This is a genomic window from Micromonospora fluostatini (assembly GCF_050410825.1).
Classification (GTDB): Bacteria; Actinomycetota; Actinomycetes; order Mycobacteriales; family Micromonosporaceae; genus Micromonospora; species Micromonospora rosaria.
The window spans coordinates 6,014,616-6,032,644 of the sequence record NZ_CP191251.1; the positions used below are offsets into that span (position 1 = coordinate 6,014,616).

14 protein-coding genes and 1 pseudogene are annotated in these 18,029 nt (G+C 72.0%); 6 read left to right on the forward strand and 9 right to left on the reverse strand.

The window, feature by feature from the left end; all coding sequences use genetic code 11:
* Window positions 1-68 precede the first annotated feature (68 nt).
* From ACQUFX_RS26760 to ACQUFX_RS26770, 3 genes are all read right to left on the reverse strand, one after another.
* Window positions 69-2,468, reverse strand: coding sequence for a type IV secretory system conjugative DNA transfer family protein (locus ACQUFX_RS26760; RefSeq protein ID WP_428967094.1), 2,400 nt, complete (start codon window positions 2,466-2,468; stop codon window positions 69-71).
* A gap of 71 nt (window positions 2,469-2,539) precedes the next feature.
* On the reverse strand, window positions 2,540-4,327 hold the full coding sequence (locus tag ACQUFX_RS26765; protein WP_428962993.1) for a VirB4 family type IV secretion system protein: 1,788 nt from the start codon (window positions 4,325-4,327) through the stop codon (window positions 2,540-2,542).
* Window positions 4,324-5,244 (reverse strand): PrgI family protein, encoded by a 921-nt coding sequence (locus ACQUFX_RS26770; protein ID WP_428967095.1) that lies wholly within the window; start codon window positions 5,242-5,244, stop codon window positions 4,324-4,326. Before ACQUFX_RS26770 ends, ACQUFX_RS26765 begins: the two co-directional genes overlap by 4 nt.
* Window positions 5,245-5,883: 639 nt before the next feature.
* On the opposite strand from ACQUFX_RS26770, the gene ACQUFX_RS26775 reads away from it, so the two are divergent.
* Window positions 5,884-6,954 carry a MerR family transcriptional regulator gene (locus ACQUFX_RS26775; RefSeq protein WP_428962994.1) on the forward strand — a complete coding sequence of 357 codons (1,071 nt, stop codon included), beginning with the start codon at window positions 5,884-5,886 and terminating at the stop codon, window positions 6,952-6,954.
* Window positions 6,955-7,013: 59 nt separating this feature from the next.
* Here the strand turns inward: ACQUFX_RS26775 and ACQUFX_RS26780 are convergent.
* A pseudogene (locus tag ACQUFX_RS26780) lies at window positions 7,014-7,163 on the reverse strand (PrgI family mobile element protein); the annotation flags it as partial.
* Window positions 7,164-7,417: 254 nt separating this feature from the next.
* On the opposite strand from ACQUFX_RS26780, the gene ACQUFX_RS26785 reads away from it, so the two are divergent.
* Together ACQUFX_RS26785 and ACQUFX_RS26790 are read left to right on the forward strand one after the other, a co-directional pair.
* Window positions 7,418-7,612: a hypothetical protein gene (locus tag ACQUFX_RS26785; RefSeq protein ID WP_428962995.1), complete on the forward strand. Its 195-nt coding sequence runs from the start codon at window positions 7,418-7,420 to the stop codon at window positions 7,610-7,612.
* A gap of 546 nt (window positions 7,613-8,158) precedes the next feature.
* Window positions 8,159-9,403 carry a hypothetical protein gene (locus ACQUFX_RS26790; RefSeq protein WP_428962996.1) on the forward strand — a complete coding sequence of 415 codons (1,245 nt, stop codon included), beginning with the start codon at window positions 8,159-8,161 and terminating at the stop codon, window positions 9,401-9,403.
* A gap of 119 nt (window positions 9,404-9,522) precedes the next feature.
* Here ACQUFX_RS26790 and ACQUFX_RS26795 read toward each other — a convergent pair whose 3' ends face one another.
* Complete coding sequence (locus tag ACQUFX_RS26795; RefSeq protein ID WP_428967096.1) at window positions 9,523-10,410, reverse strand: conjugal transfer protein TrbL family protein; 888 nt, start codon at window positions 10,408-10,410, stop codon at window positions 9,523-9,525.
* Window positions 10,411-10,452: 42 nt separating this feature from the next.
* Window positions 10,453-10,839: a pilin gene (locus ACQUFX_RS26800; RefSeq protein WP_428962997.1), complete on the reverse strand. Its 387-nt coding sequence runs from the start codon at window positions 10,837-10,839 to the stop codon at window positions 10,453-10,455.
* 1,010 nt (window positions 10,840-11,849) lie between these two features.
* Here ACQUFX_RS26800 and ACQUFX_RS26805 point away from each other — a divergent pair.
* The 3 genes from ACQUFX_RS26805 (at window position 11,850) to ACQUFX_RS26815 (ending at window position 14,959) form a co-directional block, all read left to right on the forward strand.
* On the forward strand, window positions 11,850-12,710 hold the full coding sequence (locus tag ACQUFX_RS26805) for a hypothetical protein (RefSeq protein WP_428962998.1): 861 nt from the start codon (window positions 11,850-11,852) through the stop codon (window positions 12,708-12,710).
* 316 nt (window positions 12,711-13,026) lie between these two features.
* The gene (locus tag ACQUFX_RS26810; protein WP_428962999.1) at window positions 13,027-13,914 is read left to right on the forward strand and encodes a hypothetical protein; all 888 of its coding nucleotides are present in this window, start codon (window positions 13,027-13,029) and stop codon (window positions 13,912-13,914) included.
* Window positions 13,907-14,959 (forward strand): DNA methyltransferase, encoded by a 1,053-nt coding sequence (locus tag ACQUFX_RS26815; RefSeq protein ID WP_428963000.1) that lies wholly within the window; start codon window positions 13,907-13,909, stop codon window positions 14,957-14,959. The genes ACQUFX_RS26810 and ACQUFX_RS26815 overlap by 8 nt, the downstream gene beginning before the upstream one ends.
* Here ACQUFX_RS26815 and ACQUFX_RS26820 read toward each other — a convergent pair.
* From ACQUFX_RS26820 to ACQUFX_RS26830, 3 genes are read right to left on the reverse strand one after another with little or no spacing between them, the layout of a single operon-like run.
* Complete coding sequence (locus ACQUFX_RS26820; RefSeq protein WP_428962211.1) at window positions 14,929-16,521, reverse strand: site-specific integrase; 1,593 nt, start codon at window positions 16,519-16,521, stop codon at window positions 14,929-14,931. The two genes, ACQUFX_RS26815 and ACQUFX_RS26820, sit on opposite strands and share 31 nt — an antisense overlap.
* Before the next feature lie 33 nt (window positions 16,522-16,554).
* Window positions 16,555-16,887, reverse strand: coding sequence for a helix-turn-helix domain-containing protein (locus tag ACQUFX_RS26825; protein ID WP_428962210.1), 333 nt, complete (start codon window positions 16,885-16,887; stop codon window positions 16,555-16,557).
* Window positions 16,888-18,009, reverse strand: coding sequence for a tyrosine-type recombinase/integrase (locus ACQUFX_RS26830; protein ID WP_428962209.1), 1,122 nt, complete (start codon window positions 18,007-18,009; stop codon window positions 16,888-16,890).
* Window positions 18,010-18,029 lie beyond the last annotated feature (20 nt).

Here is an 18,029-nt window from a genome sequence, read left to right on the forward strand (position 1 = left end):
CCCGGAAGGGTCAGGAAACCGCCTGTCAGCCCACACCCACATCCGCCGGGTGACGGGTGTGGCGGGTGTCAGGTGCGGTCTTCGCGTCGCCCGTCGCGGGTGGGAGCGGTGGGGGCGCCTCGGTGGCGGCTGTCGGTGCGGGACATTTGCTCGACGAGGGCGTCGATGGCGCTGGCGTCCTGGGTGGTGGTGGCCGCGGCGGCGGCCTGCCGGATCGCGGTGGTCTCCCCGACGACCGGTTTCGGTGGGCGGGTGGTCATGGTGAAGGCGGCTGTCTGGCGGCCCTCGGCGATGAGGCGTGTGGCGGCGGTGTAGGCGTCGAGGTGGGTGAGGTCGTGTTCGTCGAGTTCGGGGAGGGTGTGCCGGGCGAGGACGCGGGCGTCTTCGGGGGCGCAGGAGAAGTAGATCTTGTTGCGGGCGTTTGCGGAGACGGCGGCGAGGAGGTCCTTGGGGAACTGGGCGAGGTCCTGGTGGGCGAGGACCATCGACAGCCGGTACTTGCGGGCTTCGGCGAGCATCGTGTCGAGGCTGTTGGCGAGGGTGAGGAAGTTCTGGGCCTCGTCGATGATGAGGGTGGCGTCGCGGCGCTGGTCGGGGGCGATACGGGCGCGGGCGGTGGCGGCCTGCCACACCTGGGCCAGGATGAGGGAGCCGAGGAGTTTGCTGGTGTCCTCCCCGAGCTGGCCTTTGGGGATGCGGACGAGGAGCGCGCCGCCGTCGAGGACCGTGCCGATGTCGAAGCTGGATCGCGGGTAGCGCAGGGTGCGTTTGACGAAGTCGCGCAGCAGGAAGGACCGGAGGCGGGCGAGGACAGGGCCGATGACCTGGGAGCGCAGGGCTGGGGTGAGGTCGTCGTACCACTGCCAGAAGCCGCGTAGTCCGGCCGGGTCGTCGAGGTTGACGGTCATCGCGGAGCGGAACTGCGCCGAGTTGAGCAGCGGGGGGATGTGCTGCAGGGTGACGTTGGCGTGGCGGAGCAGGGTGAGGCAGGCGACGCGCATGACGTCGTCCATGCGGGGTCCCCAGGCCTTGGCGAAGATGGTCCCGAAGATCGACACCAGGTTGTCGACGACGAGGTCGGGGTCGTCGCCGGACAGCGGGTTGATGGTGGGCGGGTTGGGTTGGTCGGGGTCGAACAGGACCACCCGGTCGGCGACGGTGGCGGGGAGCCGGTCGAGGATGTCGAGGACGAGGTCACCGTGGGGGTCGATGACGACGGTGCCCCGTCCGGCGGTGATGTCGTCGACGGCGAGGTTGACCAGCAGGGTGGTCTTCCCGGAGCCGGTGGAGCCGACCACGTGGGTGTGGTAGCGGGCGTCGGCCACGGACAGGGCGACGGCGTGGCCGCCGACCTGCGCGTCCCCGAGGACTTTCCGGCCGCGTCCGCCGGTGGGGACGGCGACGGGGGCGGGCACGGGTTTGGCGCGGGCCCGGTCCAGGCCGGGCACCGCCAGGTCGTGGGGGAGCGCGGCGAGGACGGCGAGTTCCGGGGTGGAGGCCAGGAATCCCGCGCCGAGGCGCCGGGCGGCGAGGACCGCGACCGGGTGGTGGAGGCGGGTGCGGCGGGCGAGGCGGTTCCGGCCGGCGTAGACGGCGAACGTGGACGCGATGGTGTCGGCGACACCGCGTACCCGGCCTGTGGGGTTGCCGCCGCGGCGGGTGTCCTTGGCCACGGCGTAGCGGATCCCGACCGTCCACAGGGGGTGGCTGGTCTTGTCGAGGATCGCGCGGACGTCGCGTTCGGTGGTGGGGTCCCGCCGGGCCGAGGTGTGGGTGCGGGCCGGGCTGGTGGGGCCGGGGAGGAACGCGTCGAGGAGCCACCGCAGCGGCGCGGCCGGGTCCAGCGTCGGCGTGGCCGGGTGTCCGTCGCGTAGCCGGCCGGCCGCCCTCCGTGCCCGTGCGGTCCGGCGGGCGGGGGCGGGTCGGGCGAGGACCTGCACGCAGGCGTGCTCGTCGGCGCGCAGGTGGGAGCCGGCGGACATCAGGGCCCGCAGCGGGTCGGTGTCGTGGTCGGTGGCGATGGGCAGCCATTCTCCGGCGGTGGGCAGCAGGTGCCCGCCGACGGCCAGGGGCGTGCCGGCGGGGATCGGTGGGGGCGCGGGAGTGGCCGTGGTGCAGGTGGCGCCGGGCCAGGCGGCGCGGACGGCGGCTTCGACGGCCCCGGGTGGGACGGTGCCGGGCACCCACAGGGTGATGAGGAGCCGCCGGCCGGTCCAGGTGTACTGCCACACCACGTGCGGGGCGCCGTGCAGGAGCCGGCGTCGGCGTGACGGGGTGAGGGTGCCGTGCAGGTTCGCCCACAGCGCCGCCGCGCTCGACGTCTCGACCTGCGGGGGTGGGGCGATCGTGACCAGGCGCGCCCCGGCCGTGTGGTGGCGGTGCCGCCACCCGGCCAGGAGGTGACGGCCGGCCGTCCCGCAGATGAGCAGGGCGGCGGCGACGGCGGCCAGCCACGGGCGTGCCGCCATCCAGCCGGCGGCCTCGGTCAGGGTGTGGCCGGGCCATGCGGGTGGAGGGATGCCGGGCGGTGGTGGCGGGGTCACGGCAGGGGTCCTTCCTGGTCGAGGTTGGCCACCTCGGTCGGGTCGGTGGTGCAGATCGTGTGTTCGGCGGGTGAGGCGACGGCCTCGAAGCTGGTGCGGTGGGTGCCGGAGATCAGCAGGCCGGTGCCGACGCGGGCGGCGAGCAGGAGGCGCCGTTCGCCGGCGGTGAGACCGAACGCGTCGCCGACGGTGTCGATGGCCTGGGGTGCCTGTTTGAGCAGGATCTGGGTGGCGGCGTTGGCGACGACGGCGTGGCCGAGGTCGGTGCCGAGGACGTCGGCGACGTCCTGGGTGATGACGGTCAGTCCGGCGTGGCGTTTCCGGGCGGCCTTGGCCATGCGGGCGAGGAAACGGGCGCCCTCGCCGTCGCGCATGAGCAGCCACGCCTCGTCGACCACGACGAGGCGACGCGCCGGCCTCCCACCGGTGGGGGCGTCGACCTGCCGCCAGATGGCGTCGAGGGCGAGCAGGGTGCCGGCGGTGCGCAGCTCGTCGGGCAGGTGCCGCAGGGACCAGACGACGAGGTGCCCGTCGGGGCGGGTGGTGGTGGGCCCGTCGAACAGGTGCGAGAACGACCCGTCGACCCAGGGGACGAGCCGGGCGGCCAGGGTCACCGCCGCCGGATCCCCGTCGGCGCGTAGGGCGGCGGTGAGGTCCCGCAGGAGCGGGGCGGCCCGGTGGTGGGTGGCCGGGTTCGCGGTGATGCCCGCCTGGCGGTAGACCGTCAGGATCGCCCGGTCCAGGGCGGCCCGTTCCGCCGGTGGCGGCTGCTGGCCGAGCAGCACGGCGATGAGGGTGTGGAGGAACAGGCCACGGCGGGTGAGCACGTCGGGGCGGCTGTCACCGGCCGGCAGGTCGAACGGGTTGAGTTTCACCCCGGCCATCCCGAGGCGGACGACCGTGCCGCCGGTGGCGTCGGCCAGACGCAGGTACTCGTCCTCGGGGTCGACGACGGCGACCCGCACGTCGCGGTACAGGTTGCGGAGGATCTCCAGCTTGACGAAGTAACTCTTGCCGGCGCCGGAGCGGGCCAGGACGACGGAGTTGTGGTTCTCCTGCGCCCACCGGTCCCACCACACCACCCCGTGCGAGTCCGGGTTGACGCCGTAGAGGATCCCCGCGTCGGCGGGCGGGTCGCCCGGCAGCGGCGCGGGCAGGTCGGCCGAGGCGAGGGGAAACGCGGCGGCCAGCGCGGCGGTGTCCATGGTGCGGCGCATCCGCAGGCTGTCGGTGGCCAGCGGCAGCGTGGTGGTCCACCCGCCCAGATGCCGCCAGGTGGCCGGTTGCACCTCGATCAGCGTGGACGCGGCGGCGGCCTTCACCTGCGCGCACGCGTCCAGAAGCTCGTCCTCGCTGCGGGCGTGGACGGTCAGGTACAGGCCGACGCGGAACAGTTTCGCCGCGCCCCGGGCGACCCGCGACGCGAGGTCGGCGGCGTCGTCCGCGGCGGCCTCCACGGCGGGGTCGGCGAGCCTGCCCCGGGCGGCGTCGGCGCGGCGGCTCGACTCGAACCGGGCCCGCTGGTCCCGCAGCCGGGCGGCGGCGGTGGACGCGGGCAGCGGCTCGATGTGCAGGGCGAGGTCCAGCCGGCCCGGCCAGGACAGCAGCGGCTCGAGCCAGGCCGGGCCGACCTCGGCCGGATACCCGGTCACCACGAGGGTGGCGGCGTACCCGTCGCCCAGCCGCAGGAACCGGGGCGATACCTCGACCGACGCGGGCGCGACGGTGGCCGCCAACCGGTCCGGCCGGTCGGGCGCGGTGTGGGAGCGGAAACCACGTCTCATCGGTGGGTCCTTTCGGTGGGATCCCGATCGGGGGAGGCGGTGATGACGGTGTCGGGGGCGGCCAGCCGACCCGGGCGGGCCGGCCGGTACGGGTCGGCGGCGGCGCACAGGGCGGCGGTGACCGCCGGCCCGTCCAGCACGCGGGTGGTCACACCGAGACCGGACAACGCGCGGACGGTGTCCTCCGCCCGCCGGTAGGCGGTGTGCTCGCCGCGCTCACCCGCGCCGCTGCGGCTGACGATGAGGACCTGCCGGCGCAGCGGATCCCGGCGTCGGGCGAGGTCGTCGAGGAACCGGGCATGGTCGGCCGCCGCGTCCACCAGGGCCGGGTGCGGCAGACCGGTCGCCGTACCGGCCAGGTGACGGGCGGCCGAGTGCAGGTCCACCGGCTGCGCCGACACGACGATCTGCGTCGGCGTGGACAAGCTGTTGAGCCACCGGCCGAACGTGTCGACCAGCGCCGCCTGCTCGTCCCCGGTGCGCAACGCCAGGTTGACGGTCGTCGCGGCGACCACCGCCGCCCTGGCCCCACCCAGCCGCAGCTGCCCACCGTCGTCGATCGCGTCCGCCGGCAACCGCAGCGGCGCGGGCCACGTCACCCGCGACGCGGGCACCCGCACCCAGTCCGGGACCTGCGACGTCGTGTCCGTCGTCGACAGCGCCGTGGGCGCCCGCCGGTGCGCGACGGCGGCCAGCAGCCACACATCCAGCGGCAGACCGTCGCGGCGACCCACCGCGATACCGAACACCACGGCAGCGGCCACCACTGCGGCGCCGACGAGCACCGGCACCGGCAGCAGGTGCCCCACCGCCCGCCACACACCGAACGCGGCCAGGGCGGCGACGGCGAGGATCGCCAACTGCCGGAACGTCAGCCCGTAGGCCACCTTGTCGGGGGCGTCGACGTCGGCGGGCATCCGTGCTCTATGAAGCTCGTCAGTCGAGGTGCTTTTCGCGCTCATTCGGGATCATTGATCCTTCCCATCCGTGCACGGTCATCGCGTGACCGTGCTGTTTCCGCAGCGCACGCGCACTGGGCGTTCCGTGTGTGTGACACCGGCGGACGACGTGTCACCGTGGCTCAGGAGTGGGCCGACCGCAGCGTGCCCGCCTCAGCTGATCGCCTCGCGGTGAACGGCTTGACCGGCGAGGGCCGCGCGTCGATGCGGTCGGCGCGCGGCTAGCGGAGGCAGCCGGCGCCGGGACGGCAGGGTGACCGTCGGGGCGGGATCGTCGCCAGGCGGTGATGGCGGTGGCGGTACCGACGGGGTGTATGACCTGGCCCCGTCAACGGCCGCATCCCGCTCGGCATCGAGGGGCAGATGTCCGAAATCGAACTCCAAGGGGACCGGGAGCGTTGGTGCGTCCCCCTCCGAACGACGCCGCACAGAAGATCTGCCAGCGGAAGGTCGCCTATTTCTCCCGACTCACACCGATCGCTCCTGCTCACAGACCCACTACCGCGGCAGGACTCTGCCTGCGCTTGACCTTGACCCTTGGGTAAGCCCCACCGTGGTCCGTGCCGGCCGCCAGGCCGGTACGAGGAGGATGACATCGTGCGGCTGCTGACGATCGGCGCGTTCGCCCGAGCGGCGCGGCTGACACCGAAGGCGTTGCGCCTGTACGACGAGGTGGGGCTGCTGCCGCCCGCTGCGGTCGATCCCGAGTCCGGCTACCGGTTCTACGACGAGGAGCAGCTGGCTCATGCCCGGCTGATCTCTCAACTGCGCCGCATCGGCATGCCGCTGGCCGACATCCGCAGCGTGTGCGAGCTGGAGCCCGACGCGGCGGCCAGAGCGGTCACCGCCTACTGGCAGCAGGTCACCGCCGACACCGCGACCCGCGCACATCACGTCGCCCGCCTCGTCGAGCACTTGTCCAGGGAAGGCGTCACAATGTCCGACACCAACTTCAGCCTGACCGTCCGCTACGCCGTGCGCTGCGACCCCGGCCTCGGGCGCGACAGCAACGAGGACGTCGTCTACGCCAGCGAGCGGCTGTTGGCCGTCGCCGACGGCACCCGCGGGGCCGGTGCCGCCGCCAGCACCGCTGCCATCGACGCCCTCAAGCCACTCGAGCTCGTCGACAAGCCGGCCGTGGATCTGCTCGCGATGCTGGCTGTGACCATCAACGACGCCGACCGTGCGGTTCGCTCCACCAGCACGGGCGACACCCAGCCGGCCACGACCGTGACGGCGATGCTGCGTCGTGGCTCGCAACTGGCCCTGGTGCACATCGGCGACACCAGGGTCTACCTGCTGCGCGGCGGCGAACTCTCGCAGCTCACACAGGACCACACCTGGGTCCAGAGCCAGGTCGACCACGCCAAGCTCAGCCCCGATCAGGCCGCCGCCCACCCGCAGCGGGCCTTGCTCACCCGCGCGCTCGGCGGCGGCAGCCAGCCCATCGAGGCCGACCTCGCGCTGCGCACCGCCCAGGCCGGTGACCGCTACCTGCTCTGCTCCGACGGCCTGTCCGCCGTCGTGAGCCGCAGCGACCTGCACACCGCCCTCGCCGGAACCGGCGAACCCGAACCCACCGTGCAACGGCTGATCGACCTCGCCTACGCCGCAGGCGCGCCGGACAACATCGCCTGCATCGTCGCTGACATCATCGCCGCCGCGTGAAGGCGTCCGGCACGTGATCCCGTGCCGTGAACTTAAGCGATATGTCACGCTTGTTCCGTCCGCCACACACCGAAACCGGCCAGGGCGGCGACGGCGAGGATCGCCAACTGCCGGAACGTCAGCCCGTAGGCCACCTTGTCGGGGGGCTCGACGTGGGCGGGGATACGAGCTCGACAGGGCTCGTCGTCAAAGTTCTTTATCGGATTCATTGTCGTTACGCACCCTTTCTACCCATTAGTGGGCCACGAGTTGCCAGTGCTGTTCACCGCCCGAAGGAAGGGCATGGTGGTGTTCGTGTGCGAGATCGACAGGGGTAAGTGGCGGATCTCCGATCGCGGTCCGCAGACCCGCCGAACCGGCCGCAGTTGACGGGCTTGCCGCAGCCCGAGAGGTGGTCGATGCCCTCGGAGCCCGACTGCGGGCCGCTACGGGAGATACGGAATGATCATCTCCGCTGCGCACCGTGTGGAACTACCCGGAGAACCGGCTGGTCGTCCGCACACTGGAGGGCAAGTGGGAGGCGAAGCTCTTTGCGCTCGCCGACGCCGAGGCCGTCCTGGTGACCGCCGAGGCAGCCCGGCCGCCGTTGCCGGAACGCGACGTGTTGCTCGCCCTGGCCGCGGACCTGCCGAAGCTGTGGCATCACCCGGATACCTAGGCCGGATCGTAGGCGGCTGCTGCGCACCTGATCACCGACGTCACGAAAGTCCGCATCGGAGGACGCTGGAGTACCGGCGCCACTGATGAGGTCGCCGTCGGGCGCATCGGTCCCGGTCGCACCCCGACCGCCGCGCTGGAGTTGATCCGACGCCACGGCGCTACCCGTACGAGCGAACAGATCGCCGAGATACTCAAGGCCGCCGACCTGCCACCGGCCGTGGCCACCATTGGACCGCCGTCGGCGTCGCCCGGGTCCGCGCCTCCTGCACATCCGAGGGCCCCGCACCGGCGCCGTCCAAGACGGCGAGGTCAGCGTCATGCAGGCCGCCACCGAACTCGGCATCTCCGCCGACGCCGTCTACAACTGGCTTCAGCACGGCCAGGTCCCCGTTCACCGGGGTCAAGAGGGCGCTGGTGCATCCCCTGGGAACCGGACACCCGAGCGATCTCCCAGGATGAGGTTGCTGCGTCGATCCGGCTCAAGTCGGGGTTCCGGCTCCCATGCGACGCTGGAACCGCCTCATTCACCACCCTGAGCGGCGCGGTGATCGGAAAGTCACGCGCGAGGGCGCCGATCCAGGTTCATAGCGACCGTGGCAGTCTTACCGGAGCGATTCCGACGATCGGAGACGAAGATTTGACCGGCTGGTCGGCGATGGCGGGCAGTCACCAGTTCGTCGTGCCCGACGACCCGCAGGCTTATCAGTTGGCCGAAGCCTTGGCGTCGTATGGGTTCGCCTATGTCACGGGCCGGCCGTCGTCCTGTGGCGGCTGGATGGTGACTGCCGTCGACGAGGGGCCGTATCCGGTCGACGCCACCGGCCACCGCATGATGGACGCGGTTGGACGCGCCGCAGCTATTGTCGCCCGCCAGCACGGTGGCTACCCGCAAGGCGGAAGTCGCTGCGACGTGAGCATGCTGCAGATCCTCCGCGGTCCCGACGCCTCCATCGTCTTCGCCAACCCCGGCGCGCGGCCTCCAATGCCCACCATCGTGGTCGTCAATCCACCACCGGCGGCACCGCTGACGCTGACACCCGACCACGTCGAAGACACGCCCATCGACATGTCTGGACTGGACCAGATTTCCTGGGCCGAGCTCGAACACGCTCACGGCTCTGCGGAGGATGTCCCCGACCTGCTTCGGCAACTGGCAGACCCGTTCGGCGACTGGAATCAGACCTTGGAAGAGCTGTTCGGCGACGACCTGCTGCACCAAGGAACCTGCTACTCGGCCACCGCGCCCGCACTGCCATTCCTCACGCACATGATTACCTCCGGCGCGCTGCCCGCCAAGCAGCGGCTCGACCTCTACATATGGCTTGTCATCGCCGCCGATCGATGGGCTGACGGTCTGCTCGTCGACGCCGACCGCGCCGCAGCCGAAGGTCGCTCGCCTGAACCCGAAGAATGGACCGTGGATGTTCACCTCACCGTCGGTGAGCAGCTTCCGGCGTTGTTCGCTCGCTGGGAGAGTGAACCCCCGGCGGTGAGGTTCGTGTTGGCGTGTTTGGCGTCCCTGTTTCCTCACCACGGCCGGCAGATCAGCGATCAGATCACCAGCATGGCCCTGGAGTTTGACGGCACTCAACCCGGTGCATACCTGCAGCTGGCCCGGGCACTCGTGCATCACCGAGACGATGAGGCATTCGCGGCCGCGACGGACATCGTCTCCTGGGAAGAGGACCACGACCCTGACTGGCTGGACGCAACCGGCCTGGCCGTCGCCGTCAGAGCGGGACACGTCCTCGCCGAAGGAGCACTGCGCGCGCTCAGCAACATCGTGTAACGAGATACACCTGCTTCGCAGCAGTCCGGGCCGATCCCACCAACAACCGCAGAGAGGGCACCCGGCGTCCCTCGGCATCCGCGCCCGCACCTCGGACTCACCGCTGTCGGCGGGGTTGTTCACCGGCCCACCGCCTGCACCGCCCGGCCGAGGCCGGGCACCGACCGGGCGGCCTGCCGCACGACGACCACCCGCACCGCCGCGCCGAGCATCTGCGCCCCACCGCCTGCGCCGGGGGCGGCGACCCAGCGGCGCATCAACGCCGGCACCCGCAGGGTGGTCCACAGCATCACCATCACCACGAACAGGTTGATGGTGCCGCTCGGATCCACCGGGAGACCCAGCGCCGGCACCGTCCGCGCGGTGTCGTGAAGGATCCACTGCCCGGCGTACAGGGTGAAACCCTGCACCACCGGCACGGCCAGCACCCCCAGGTAGGAGCGCCACCACAGGCGGGCCACCGGGTCGGTGTGCGGCAACGCGTGACAGGCGAGGGCGATCGGCGCGACCGCGGTGAGGACCAGCACGACCGCGAAACGGACGATCACACTCACCGCGGTGCCGGCCAGCAGGACGGCGATGATCGCCACGCACACCACGAACAGCAACCCCGACACCGTGGCCTGCCCGGCGTTGATGTGCGTCCGGACCGTGCGCAGCGCCCCGTCGACGTCGCCCTGCGGGGTGGTCAGGGCGCCCGTGACGGCGTTGGCCAGGTCGATGAGGGTGCCGCACCACACCTGGGAGAAGTGCGCGGTCACGAACCCGACGACCGCCCGGGGGATCAGGTCCTTGACCGTGTAGCGGGTGTTCTCACCACCCCCGGCGGTCATCGTGAGCACCCCGGCGGCGAGGAACACCAGGACGAAAGCGGTGTCGACCACCCACACCGACCGGCCGGTCAACGCCTGCACCTGCGGCAGAGCGGTCACGTCCGGGGTGACCAGCAGCGCACCGCTGATCACCTTGAACAACCCGTCCACGGCGGCCAGGAGCACCGTGGCCATCCAGGCCAGAATCTCGTCGAGCACGAAAGCGGTCAGCACGGCTCACCCCCCGACGATGCCGCGCACGACCTGCAGCAGCACCGGCGCGAGAACAGCGAGGGCGTAGCCGAGCAGCGCGTTACGCAACGCGCCCTTGGCCTTGTCGACCTGCGCCGGGTCACCCCCGGCCGTGGCCCAGTACACGCCGGCCAGGACAAGGAACAGGGTGGCCAGAGCGGACAGGATGCCCATCAGCCAGGCCTGCAGATTACCGATCACCACCGGCAGGCTGTTGGCCGCGACCACCGCGACACCAGCATCGGCGTGGACAGCCGACGGCACCCCCAACACCACGCCGGCAGCGGTCACGACCACCAGGCCACGGCCGGCGGCACACAGGAGACGAGGAAGAAGGCGGGCGCCGTGACGCGCCCGGACAGAGTGGGACATGGACGGTTCACCTCCCGCCCCACCCCCGCACCGCGGCGCAAGGGGTGGGGCGTCAACGAGACGGTCAGAAGGGGACCGCCGCCGGGACAGCGATGACCAGACAGGCGGCGAGCATGGGGCACCTCGGGAGGAGCTCGTCCTCCCTCAGTGGGTAGCGACCGTCGATGAGGTGTCAGCGCATCGGCGCGGCACCCGAGGCACCCCTGCTCGCGCCGGCCGGCAGCATCCCGGCCCCGGCGGCGGACGCCACCGTCCAGCACCAGGACGCGCCCGGACGGTTCCGCACCCTCAAAACGGCGCTTGTCAGATCCGCAGGACACCTACCGCTCTCACAAAGGTCTGACAACGGCACACGCCCCCTGGCCGACGTCGGTGACATCGGCTGCTGTCCGGCGCCGCCGCTGCGGCGGGGACCGTGTCCCACATCCATCCGCCGGGCACGGCAGCCCGTGAGGGGCGAGGGCCGGCCGCCGGGGGTGGCGGCACAGGGACCGGGGCGCGAGGACGAACAGCGCTCGGTGACCACGGCGCACGGGTGTCCCGAGCCGGCGGACGGGGTCGACGAGCGACCCGGTCATGGCAGCGGCGGCCACGGCGCCCGTCACCCCAGCACTGTCAGGGGGAGGGCGGTGTCTGACACGGCGCCGCTGACCGACGCTGTCAGAACCCGTGAGAGACATCGACAGCGCTGACAGAACTGTCACCCGCGAACGCACCCGCCACTGGCCACGACCACCCAGACGGCGGTCGGCGGACCCGTGACGGTGTCACACGCCCAGCTCACGACCGGTCTGTCAGACCCGGTCCACAACGACCACCGGCGGCGCGAACCGGTGACAGCGACCGACGAGAGACTGCCGGACATGACCACCGGCACCCCCGCCGAGGGCCGGTGACCGGGACTGTCAGACCGGTGTCAGACGACGGTGTCCTACTGGCCGCCTAGCACGCCGGGCACCCACACCCCGACGTGTCACCGACGCCCCTTCCGACCCACGGGAGCACGTGACATGACCACCAACGACTGGCCCGACTCACCCCTGGACGCCGTGGACACCGCCTTCGCCGCGCTGACCGACGGACCGCGACCGCTGTCACTGGACCTGACCCCCTTCGGCGGCGCCGACGGATTGCCCACCGGTGTCACCGACCTCCCCACGCTGCACCGATGGCTGCTGGCACACCCCCGCGCCTACACCGCGCGGGACCTGGTGTGGCGGGAGCTGATCCGCCGCGCCCGCACGAACAGGCCCGAATGGGTCATCGCCGCCACCGCCCTGGCGATGCCCGCCCTGCGCCACCACGCCGGACGGCTGCGCGCCGGCTGGCCGGGCGACGCCCGGGACGTGGACGCGGAGATCCTCACCGGTTTCCTCACCGCGCTACGCGACCGGGTGGACATCGACCGGCCGGCACCGTACGCGGCCCTCGCCGCGGCCGGCTGGCGGGCCGGGTTCGAGGCCCGCCGGCGGGACGGCGCCGAAGCCACCCCCGTCGACGACCTCGAACACGCCGTCGGCCCACGCACCCCCCGTCGACCCTACGGACACTCCGACCTGCTCATCCGCCGCGCGGTACAGCTGCGCATCATCGACGCCGTCGACGAGCAGCCCTACATCGACCTCCGGCTCGGCAACCGCGCCCCGGAACCCATCGCCGCCCGCCTCGGCATCAGCGTGGACACCCTGCGCCACCGCATCCGGCGCATCGACAGCCGCCTCGCCGCCGCCCTCGCCGACGGCCTCCTGTCCGGACCCACCGCGCCAGAACGCCGCCAGCAGCTCGCCACCGCCGCGGCCACCCGCGAGCGGATCCGCGCCCGCCGCGCGCCCCGCCCTGCCGCACGACCCGCGACACCCGCCGCCGCCTGACCCCCCGCCGTCTCACCGGGCGCGGGTCCGACCAGCCCTGGTCGGACCCGCGCCGCTTCCGTGCCGCCGGGCCACCGCGTCCACCCGGCCGCCCCGGCGCGCCGTCGGAGACCGCCACGGCGACAGCTGATGGACGGCCGCGACAAATGCCCTGCGAGCGCGTCCGCCGCCGGCCACGCCAGGCCGCACCAGGACGGTGGGAAGGCGGCTGACCTGGCCTGTCAGACACTGTCAGACCGGCAGGTGTCTCCCCGACATCACAAACCCCGGTTTGAGGGTGTCAGCGCATCACGGCGCGGCGCGGAGCCGACATCACATGAGCGAGCACCCGCCGCGGTACCAGAATCCTGTCCACCCCGTCGACCCGCACGGTGTCGACCCGACCCTGATCGACCAGGTCGCCGGCGACCCGCCGGTACCGGTCACCGTGTGGCGCACCGCCCACACCCCCACCGACACCGGCCGCACCGTCGGCACACGACTGGCCTACCGGGTCGTGGCCGCCTACAGCCGTCCCGGCGACCCGGTCGTCGACCTCACCGGCGATCACGCCCTGGCCGCCGTCTGCGCGGCCGGCGGACGCCGCCACCACCCGGCCTGGTTCACCGACGCGTCCAGCCTGATCATCGGCCCCGCCACCCCACCGGCCCGACCCGACCCCGTGCTGCCCGACGACGGCGACCTGCCCGACATCGGCGCCTGGTTCGGCGACGACCTTACCGACCCCGACCTGCCCCCCACCCCCGACCCGACCACCCCCACCCGCGGCACGTCCCTGCGGGCGTCCACCAGCCTGGTCGTGGCCTGCTGGCCCCTCGACTCCCACGACGCCACGAACCGGACCCGGCTGGGATGGCTGCTGACCGCGTGCGTGGGGCTGCTGCGCCCCGGCGGCTGCCTCGTCCTCGTCGTCACCGTCCCCCCGACGGCCGACGGGCCGGAGGACTTCACCCCGGTGACCACCGCCGCCGCATCGGTCGGGCTGGGCTACCTGCAGCACATCGTCGCCGTGGCCGCCGACACCGACGGCGACGCGTTCGTCTACCACGTCACCGACGAGGAACTGCTCACCCTCACCCACCAGAGCGACCAGAGGTGGACGGCGACGCACCTGAGGGTCCACGCGGACCTGCTCGTGTTCAGCCCCACCGCGCCACCACCCACGAAGCGACGCGGACGCCGAGGAGGTGACCGTCATGACTGACCACCACCCGAACCCCGACCACACCCGCCAACCGGCCGGCGACGGCCACCCCGACGACCACCGGGACGACGCCGACCGCTACCGGGCCCCGGACGGTCCGGACAACCTGTCGGTGTGGGCGACCGCCCAGCGGACCGGACCGGTGCAGCGCCGCGGCCGGTACGTCCCCGAGTCGGTCAAACACCCGGCCCGGATGCTCCCGGCCATCGCCGCCCACGCGGTCGCCGCCTACACCCAGCCCGGCGACCTCGTCCTCGACCCGATGTGCGGCATCGGCACCACCCTCGTCGAAGCCGTCCACGCCGGACGCGACGCCATCGGCGTGGAGTACGAGCCGCGCTGGTCGAACATCGCCGACGCCAACATCCGCCACGCCCACCACCACGGCGCCACCGGCCGCGCATCCGTGCTCCGCGGCGACTCCACCCGACTGCTCGCCCTCCTCCCGGCGGCCCTCACCGGACAGGTCGCTCTCGTGGTCACCTCACCCCCGTACGGACCAACCGTCCACGGCCTGGTCCGCCCCGGAGCCGACGGCGTCACCAAATCCGACAACACCTACAGCGACGACATCGACCGAGGTAACCTCGCCTACCGCGACCTCACCGGCCTCGCCGACGGCTTCGAGCAGATCCTCACCGGCTGCGCGACACTGCTGCGCCCCGGCGGCACGGTCGTCGTCACCGCCCGACCGTGGCGCAAGAACGGCCACCTCGTCGACCTGCCCTCGGCGGTCATCGCCGCCGGCGTCCGCGCCGGCCTGGTGCCCACCGAACGGTGCGTCGCCCTCCTCGCCGCGATCCGCGACAACGGGCTCGTCGCCCGGCCGTCGTTCTTCCAACTCCAAGCCGTCCGCAAGGCCCGCACCGCCGGCACCCCCCTCCACCTGATCACCCACGAAGACGTGCTGATCTTCCGCCGACCACTGATCTCCGGGAGTTCGGCCGAACCCAAGTGTTCGCCACACGAATCCGGGTGTCCGGAGGGGACATCGTGCCATGCGGGCACTGGGGTTCACGGAATCTCGGGGAGGCGGTCCGGGTGAGGGTCGCCGATGAGTTGTCGGGCGTTGGTCGCCCAGCGGATGGCGGTGCCTTCGCTGAGTCCGAAGACGGCGGCCAGGTGCAGCGGGTCGGCGCCGGTGGTGACGGCTTCCTCGAGTTGCCGGTCGATGCGCAGTCGTTCGAGGGTGCCGGGCAGGCCGCGCAGGTTCAGGATCCAGGTGGCGCTGACGGGTGCGTGTCCCATGGCGCTGGCGGAGCTGACGAGCAGGTGCGGGTTGGCGGTGTGGGGCCAGCGTCCGCGCCGGTAGGCCAGCCAGTCGAGCAGTGTCTGGGTGGTGAGGTCGTCCAGCGGTCGGCTGTTGCCGGCGATGGCGATCCGGTGGGCGGCGAGGTCGATGTCGTCGAGGTGCAGGGCGCGGATCTGTCCTGGTCTGGCGGCGTGGACGGCGGCCAGCACGACGCAGAGCCGCGCCTGGATGGTCGTGGCGGCGGTGACGCTGGCGCTGATGTCGTCGGGTTCCAGCAGTGGCCAGATCGGGTCGGGCACCTTCGGGCCGCGCAGACCATGGGTGGGGTTCCGGAAGACCAGTTTGTGGGTCTTGGCCCATCGGAACAGTGCGCGCAGGGCGGTCGTCGCCGTTTCACGGCGTCGGCCGTGCAGCGTGGCGAGGTGGGTGGTGACGTCGGCGCGGGTGACTTCACGCAGGTGATCGCGTTGTGGCCAGGTGGCGGCGGCGTCGATCGCCGCAGCTGTGTAGGCGCGGACCGTGCTGTAGGTGCGGGGCCGGCTTCGTGGGCTTCCGTCGCGCAGCGTGCGCGCCCAGCTGCTCAGGTCTCGACGCCATGGTCCGGGCAGGCCGGCGAGTCTCGTGGCCATCCAGCCCTCCAGGCTGGCGGGCCGGTCGTCGTCGACGATGTCCATGGTCGAGAGGACCTCGATGACGTAGTCGAGGTTGATGCACTGCCGCGCGGCGACGGCCGCGAAGTCGCTGACGCGGATGCGGTCGGGTTCACGGTGTTCGGCGAGCAGCGTGACGAGGACACGTTGCATCGCGCGTTGCGCGGTGGGTTCCCATCCGCGTGCCTCGGCCGTGGTGTGGGCCAGGTGCAGGCCCCATGCCAGCCACGGGTTGTCCGGTGGCGGTCCGGTGCGCAGATCAACAACAGCGCGGTAGTTGCGTGGTCCCGGTGGCAGCAGCGGCTCCTGCAGCCAGGTGCTGCGGGGGCGGCCGGCGTGTGGTGGTGGCTGCCTGTGTGGTCGCCCTTTGGTGCCGTAGCGGCGCGGCGTCGTGCGTGGTGGTGCCTGCCGACGGTCGCTGAGGCTCAGGAACAGTTGCTGCCAGCGGATGCCGGTCAGGTAGGGGGCGAGCAGCACTGCGGAGCGCGCGTCGTCGGCGAGTCTCGCCCGCTCGTCGCGGGCCTGGCACCAGCACAGGCGGCAGTAGCCCTGCTTGAGCCGCTGTGTCCGGTGGCAGGCCGCGCACTCGCCCCTGGGGTAGCCCTTGTGCGGGGCGGCGAAGTTGTAGCAGGGCTGGCAGATGCCCTGGGCGAAGGTCATGCCCCAGGCGAAGCAGTGCGCGCAGCTGGTGACGGTGCGCGGCACGACCGTGCCGTCATGGTCGCGGGCGCCCACCGGTCAGCGCGGCGGCAGGGACCGGCCGTCACGGCGGCGGGGCACCACCCGGGTGATCGGGACAGGTGCGGTGGCGTCGGCGGCGGGCTTCGCGGCGTCCGGGACGGCGCGGGACACGGTGTCGGGTTCGGCGATCAGCAGGTCTCCGACCTGGCAGTCCAGCGCCACGCAGATCACATCAAGGTCGGCCAGCTTGATTGTCACCGGCTGGCCGGACCACAGCCCGGACATCTTTCCGGCGGAGATGACCAGGCCGTGCTCGGCGAACACCTGCTGCAGCTCGGAGGCCTTCCAGATGCCGCGTTGAGCCGCGACCAGGCGCATGTTCCACCGCATTCAGGCGAGTCCTTCCAGTCGTCGGGCGGCGCGTCGCTGTCCGTCGAGCCACGCCTGTTCGATGCGGGTGCGGTGCACGTGGACGTACTTCATCGTGGTGGCGACCCAGGCGTGCCCGAGCATCTCCTGGATCGCGATCAGGTCGACTCCGTTGAGGTACATCTGCGACGCGCAGTAGTGCCGCAGCACGTGCGGGGTGAGTTTGTCTGTCCAGGCGGGCAGGTGCGTGGTGACCGCGGCGGCGAGTCCGGCGCGCATCGTGTCGTAGCCGACCCGGCCGCCGCCGGAGCGTTCCGTGCAGAACAGCGGTGCGCCGGGCGTCCGGTAGTCGCCGCCCAGGTGCGCCCACACGTCCTCGATGAACCAGGCGAGGGTGCGGCCGGCATGGTTGATCAACGGCACCATGCGTTCGCGCGGGCCGGAGCCGTTGGCGCCTTTGCCGCAGCGGACGTGGAGCTTGCCGAACGGGCCGAGGTCCCACTTGATGTCGTCCAGGTCGAGGCTGCGGGCCTCGTTGACCCGCAGTCCGACATCGGCCATCAACCGTGCTGCGGTGTAGTTGCGGGCCGTCGGCGCGAACTTGCGGCAGGTGGCCAGCTCCGCCGCCCACCCCGTGAACAAGGTGTCGATCTCCTCGACGCTGGGTGGGATCCGCAGCTTGGCGTCCTTACGCCCCCGCGGCCGGTTCATCTCGTCGATCGGACACGCCACGACCCGGCCGGTCAGCGCGTGCAGTTCCGCCTGGAACCGCAGCTCAAGGAACGCGAAGTAGATCCGCAGCGCCTGCGAACGGGCCAGCCTCGTGCCCGAGGGCGCATTCCGCAACACGCGCCCGAAGTAGGCGTCCGCGTCCGCCGGCTCCATCTCCCACAACGGCCGGCCGAACCAGTCCCGAATCTGCTCCAGCTGGCTGACATCCCCACGCACCGTGCCGTCGGTCAACCCGGCCGAAGCGCGCGCCAGCACGAACCCGGCCAGCACATCCACCTCGAACCGCTCGATCTCCTCGACGGATGCAGGCGCACGTCGATCACGCAGATCCCGGACGACCGCCAACCCCAACTCAAGAACCTCACGTTCACGGCATCCGAATCCGCTCCGGACGATCCGAAGCAGCTTCAAGATTCCCGAGGAAGGGTCAG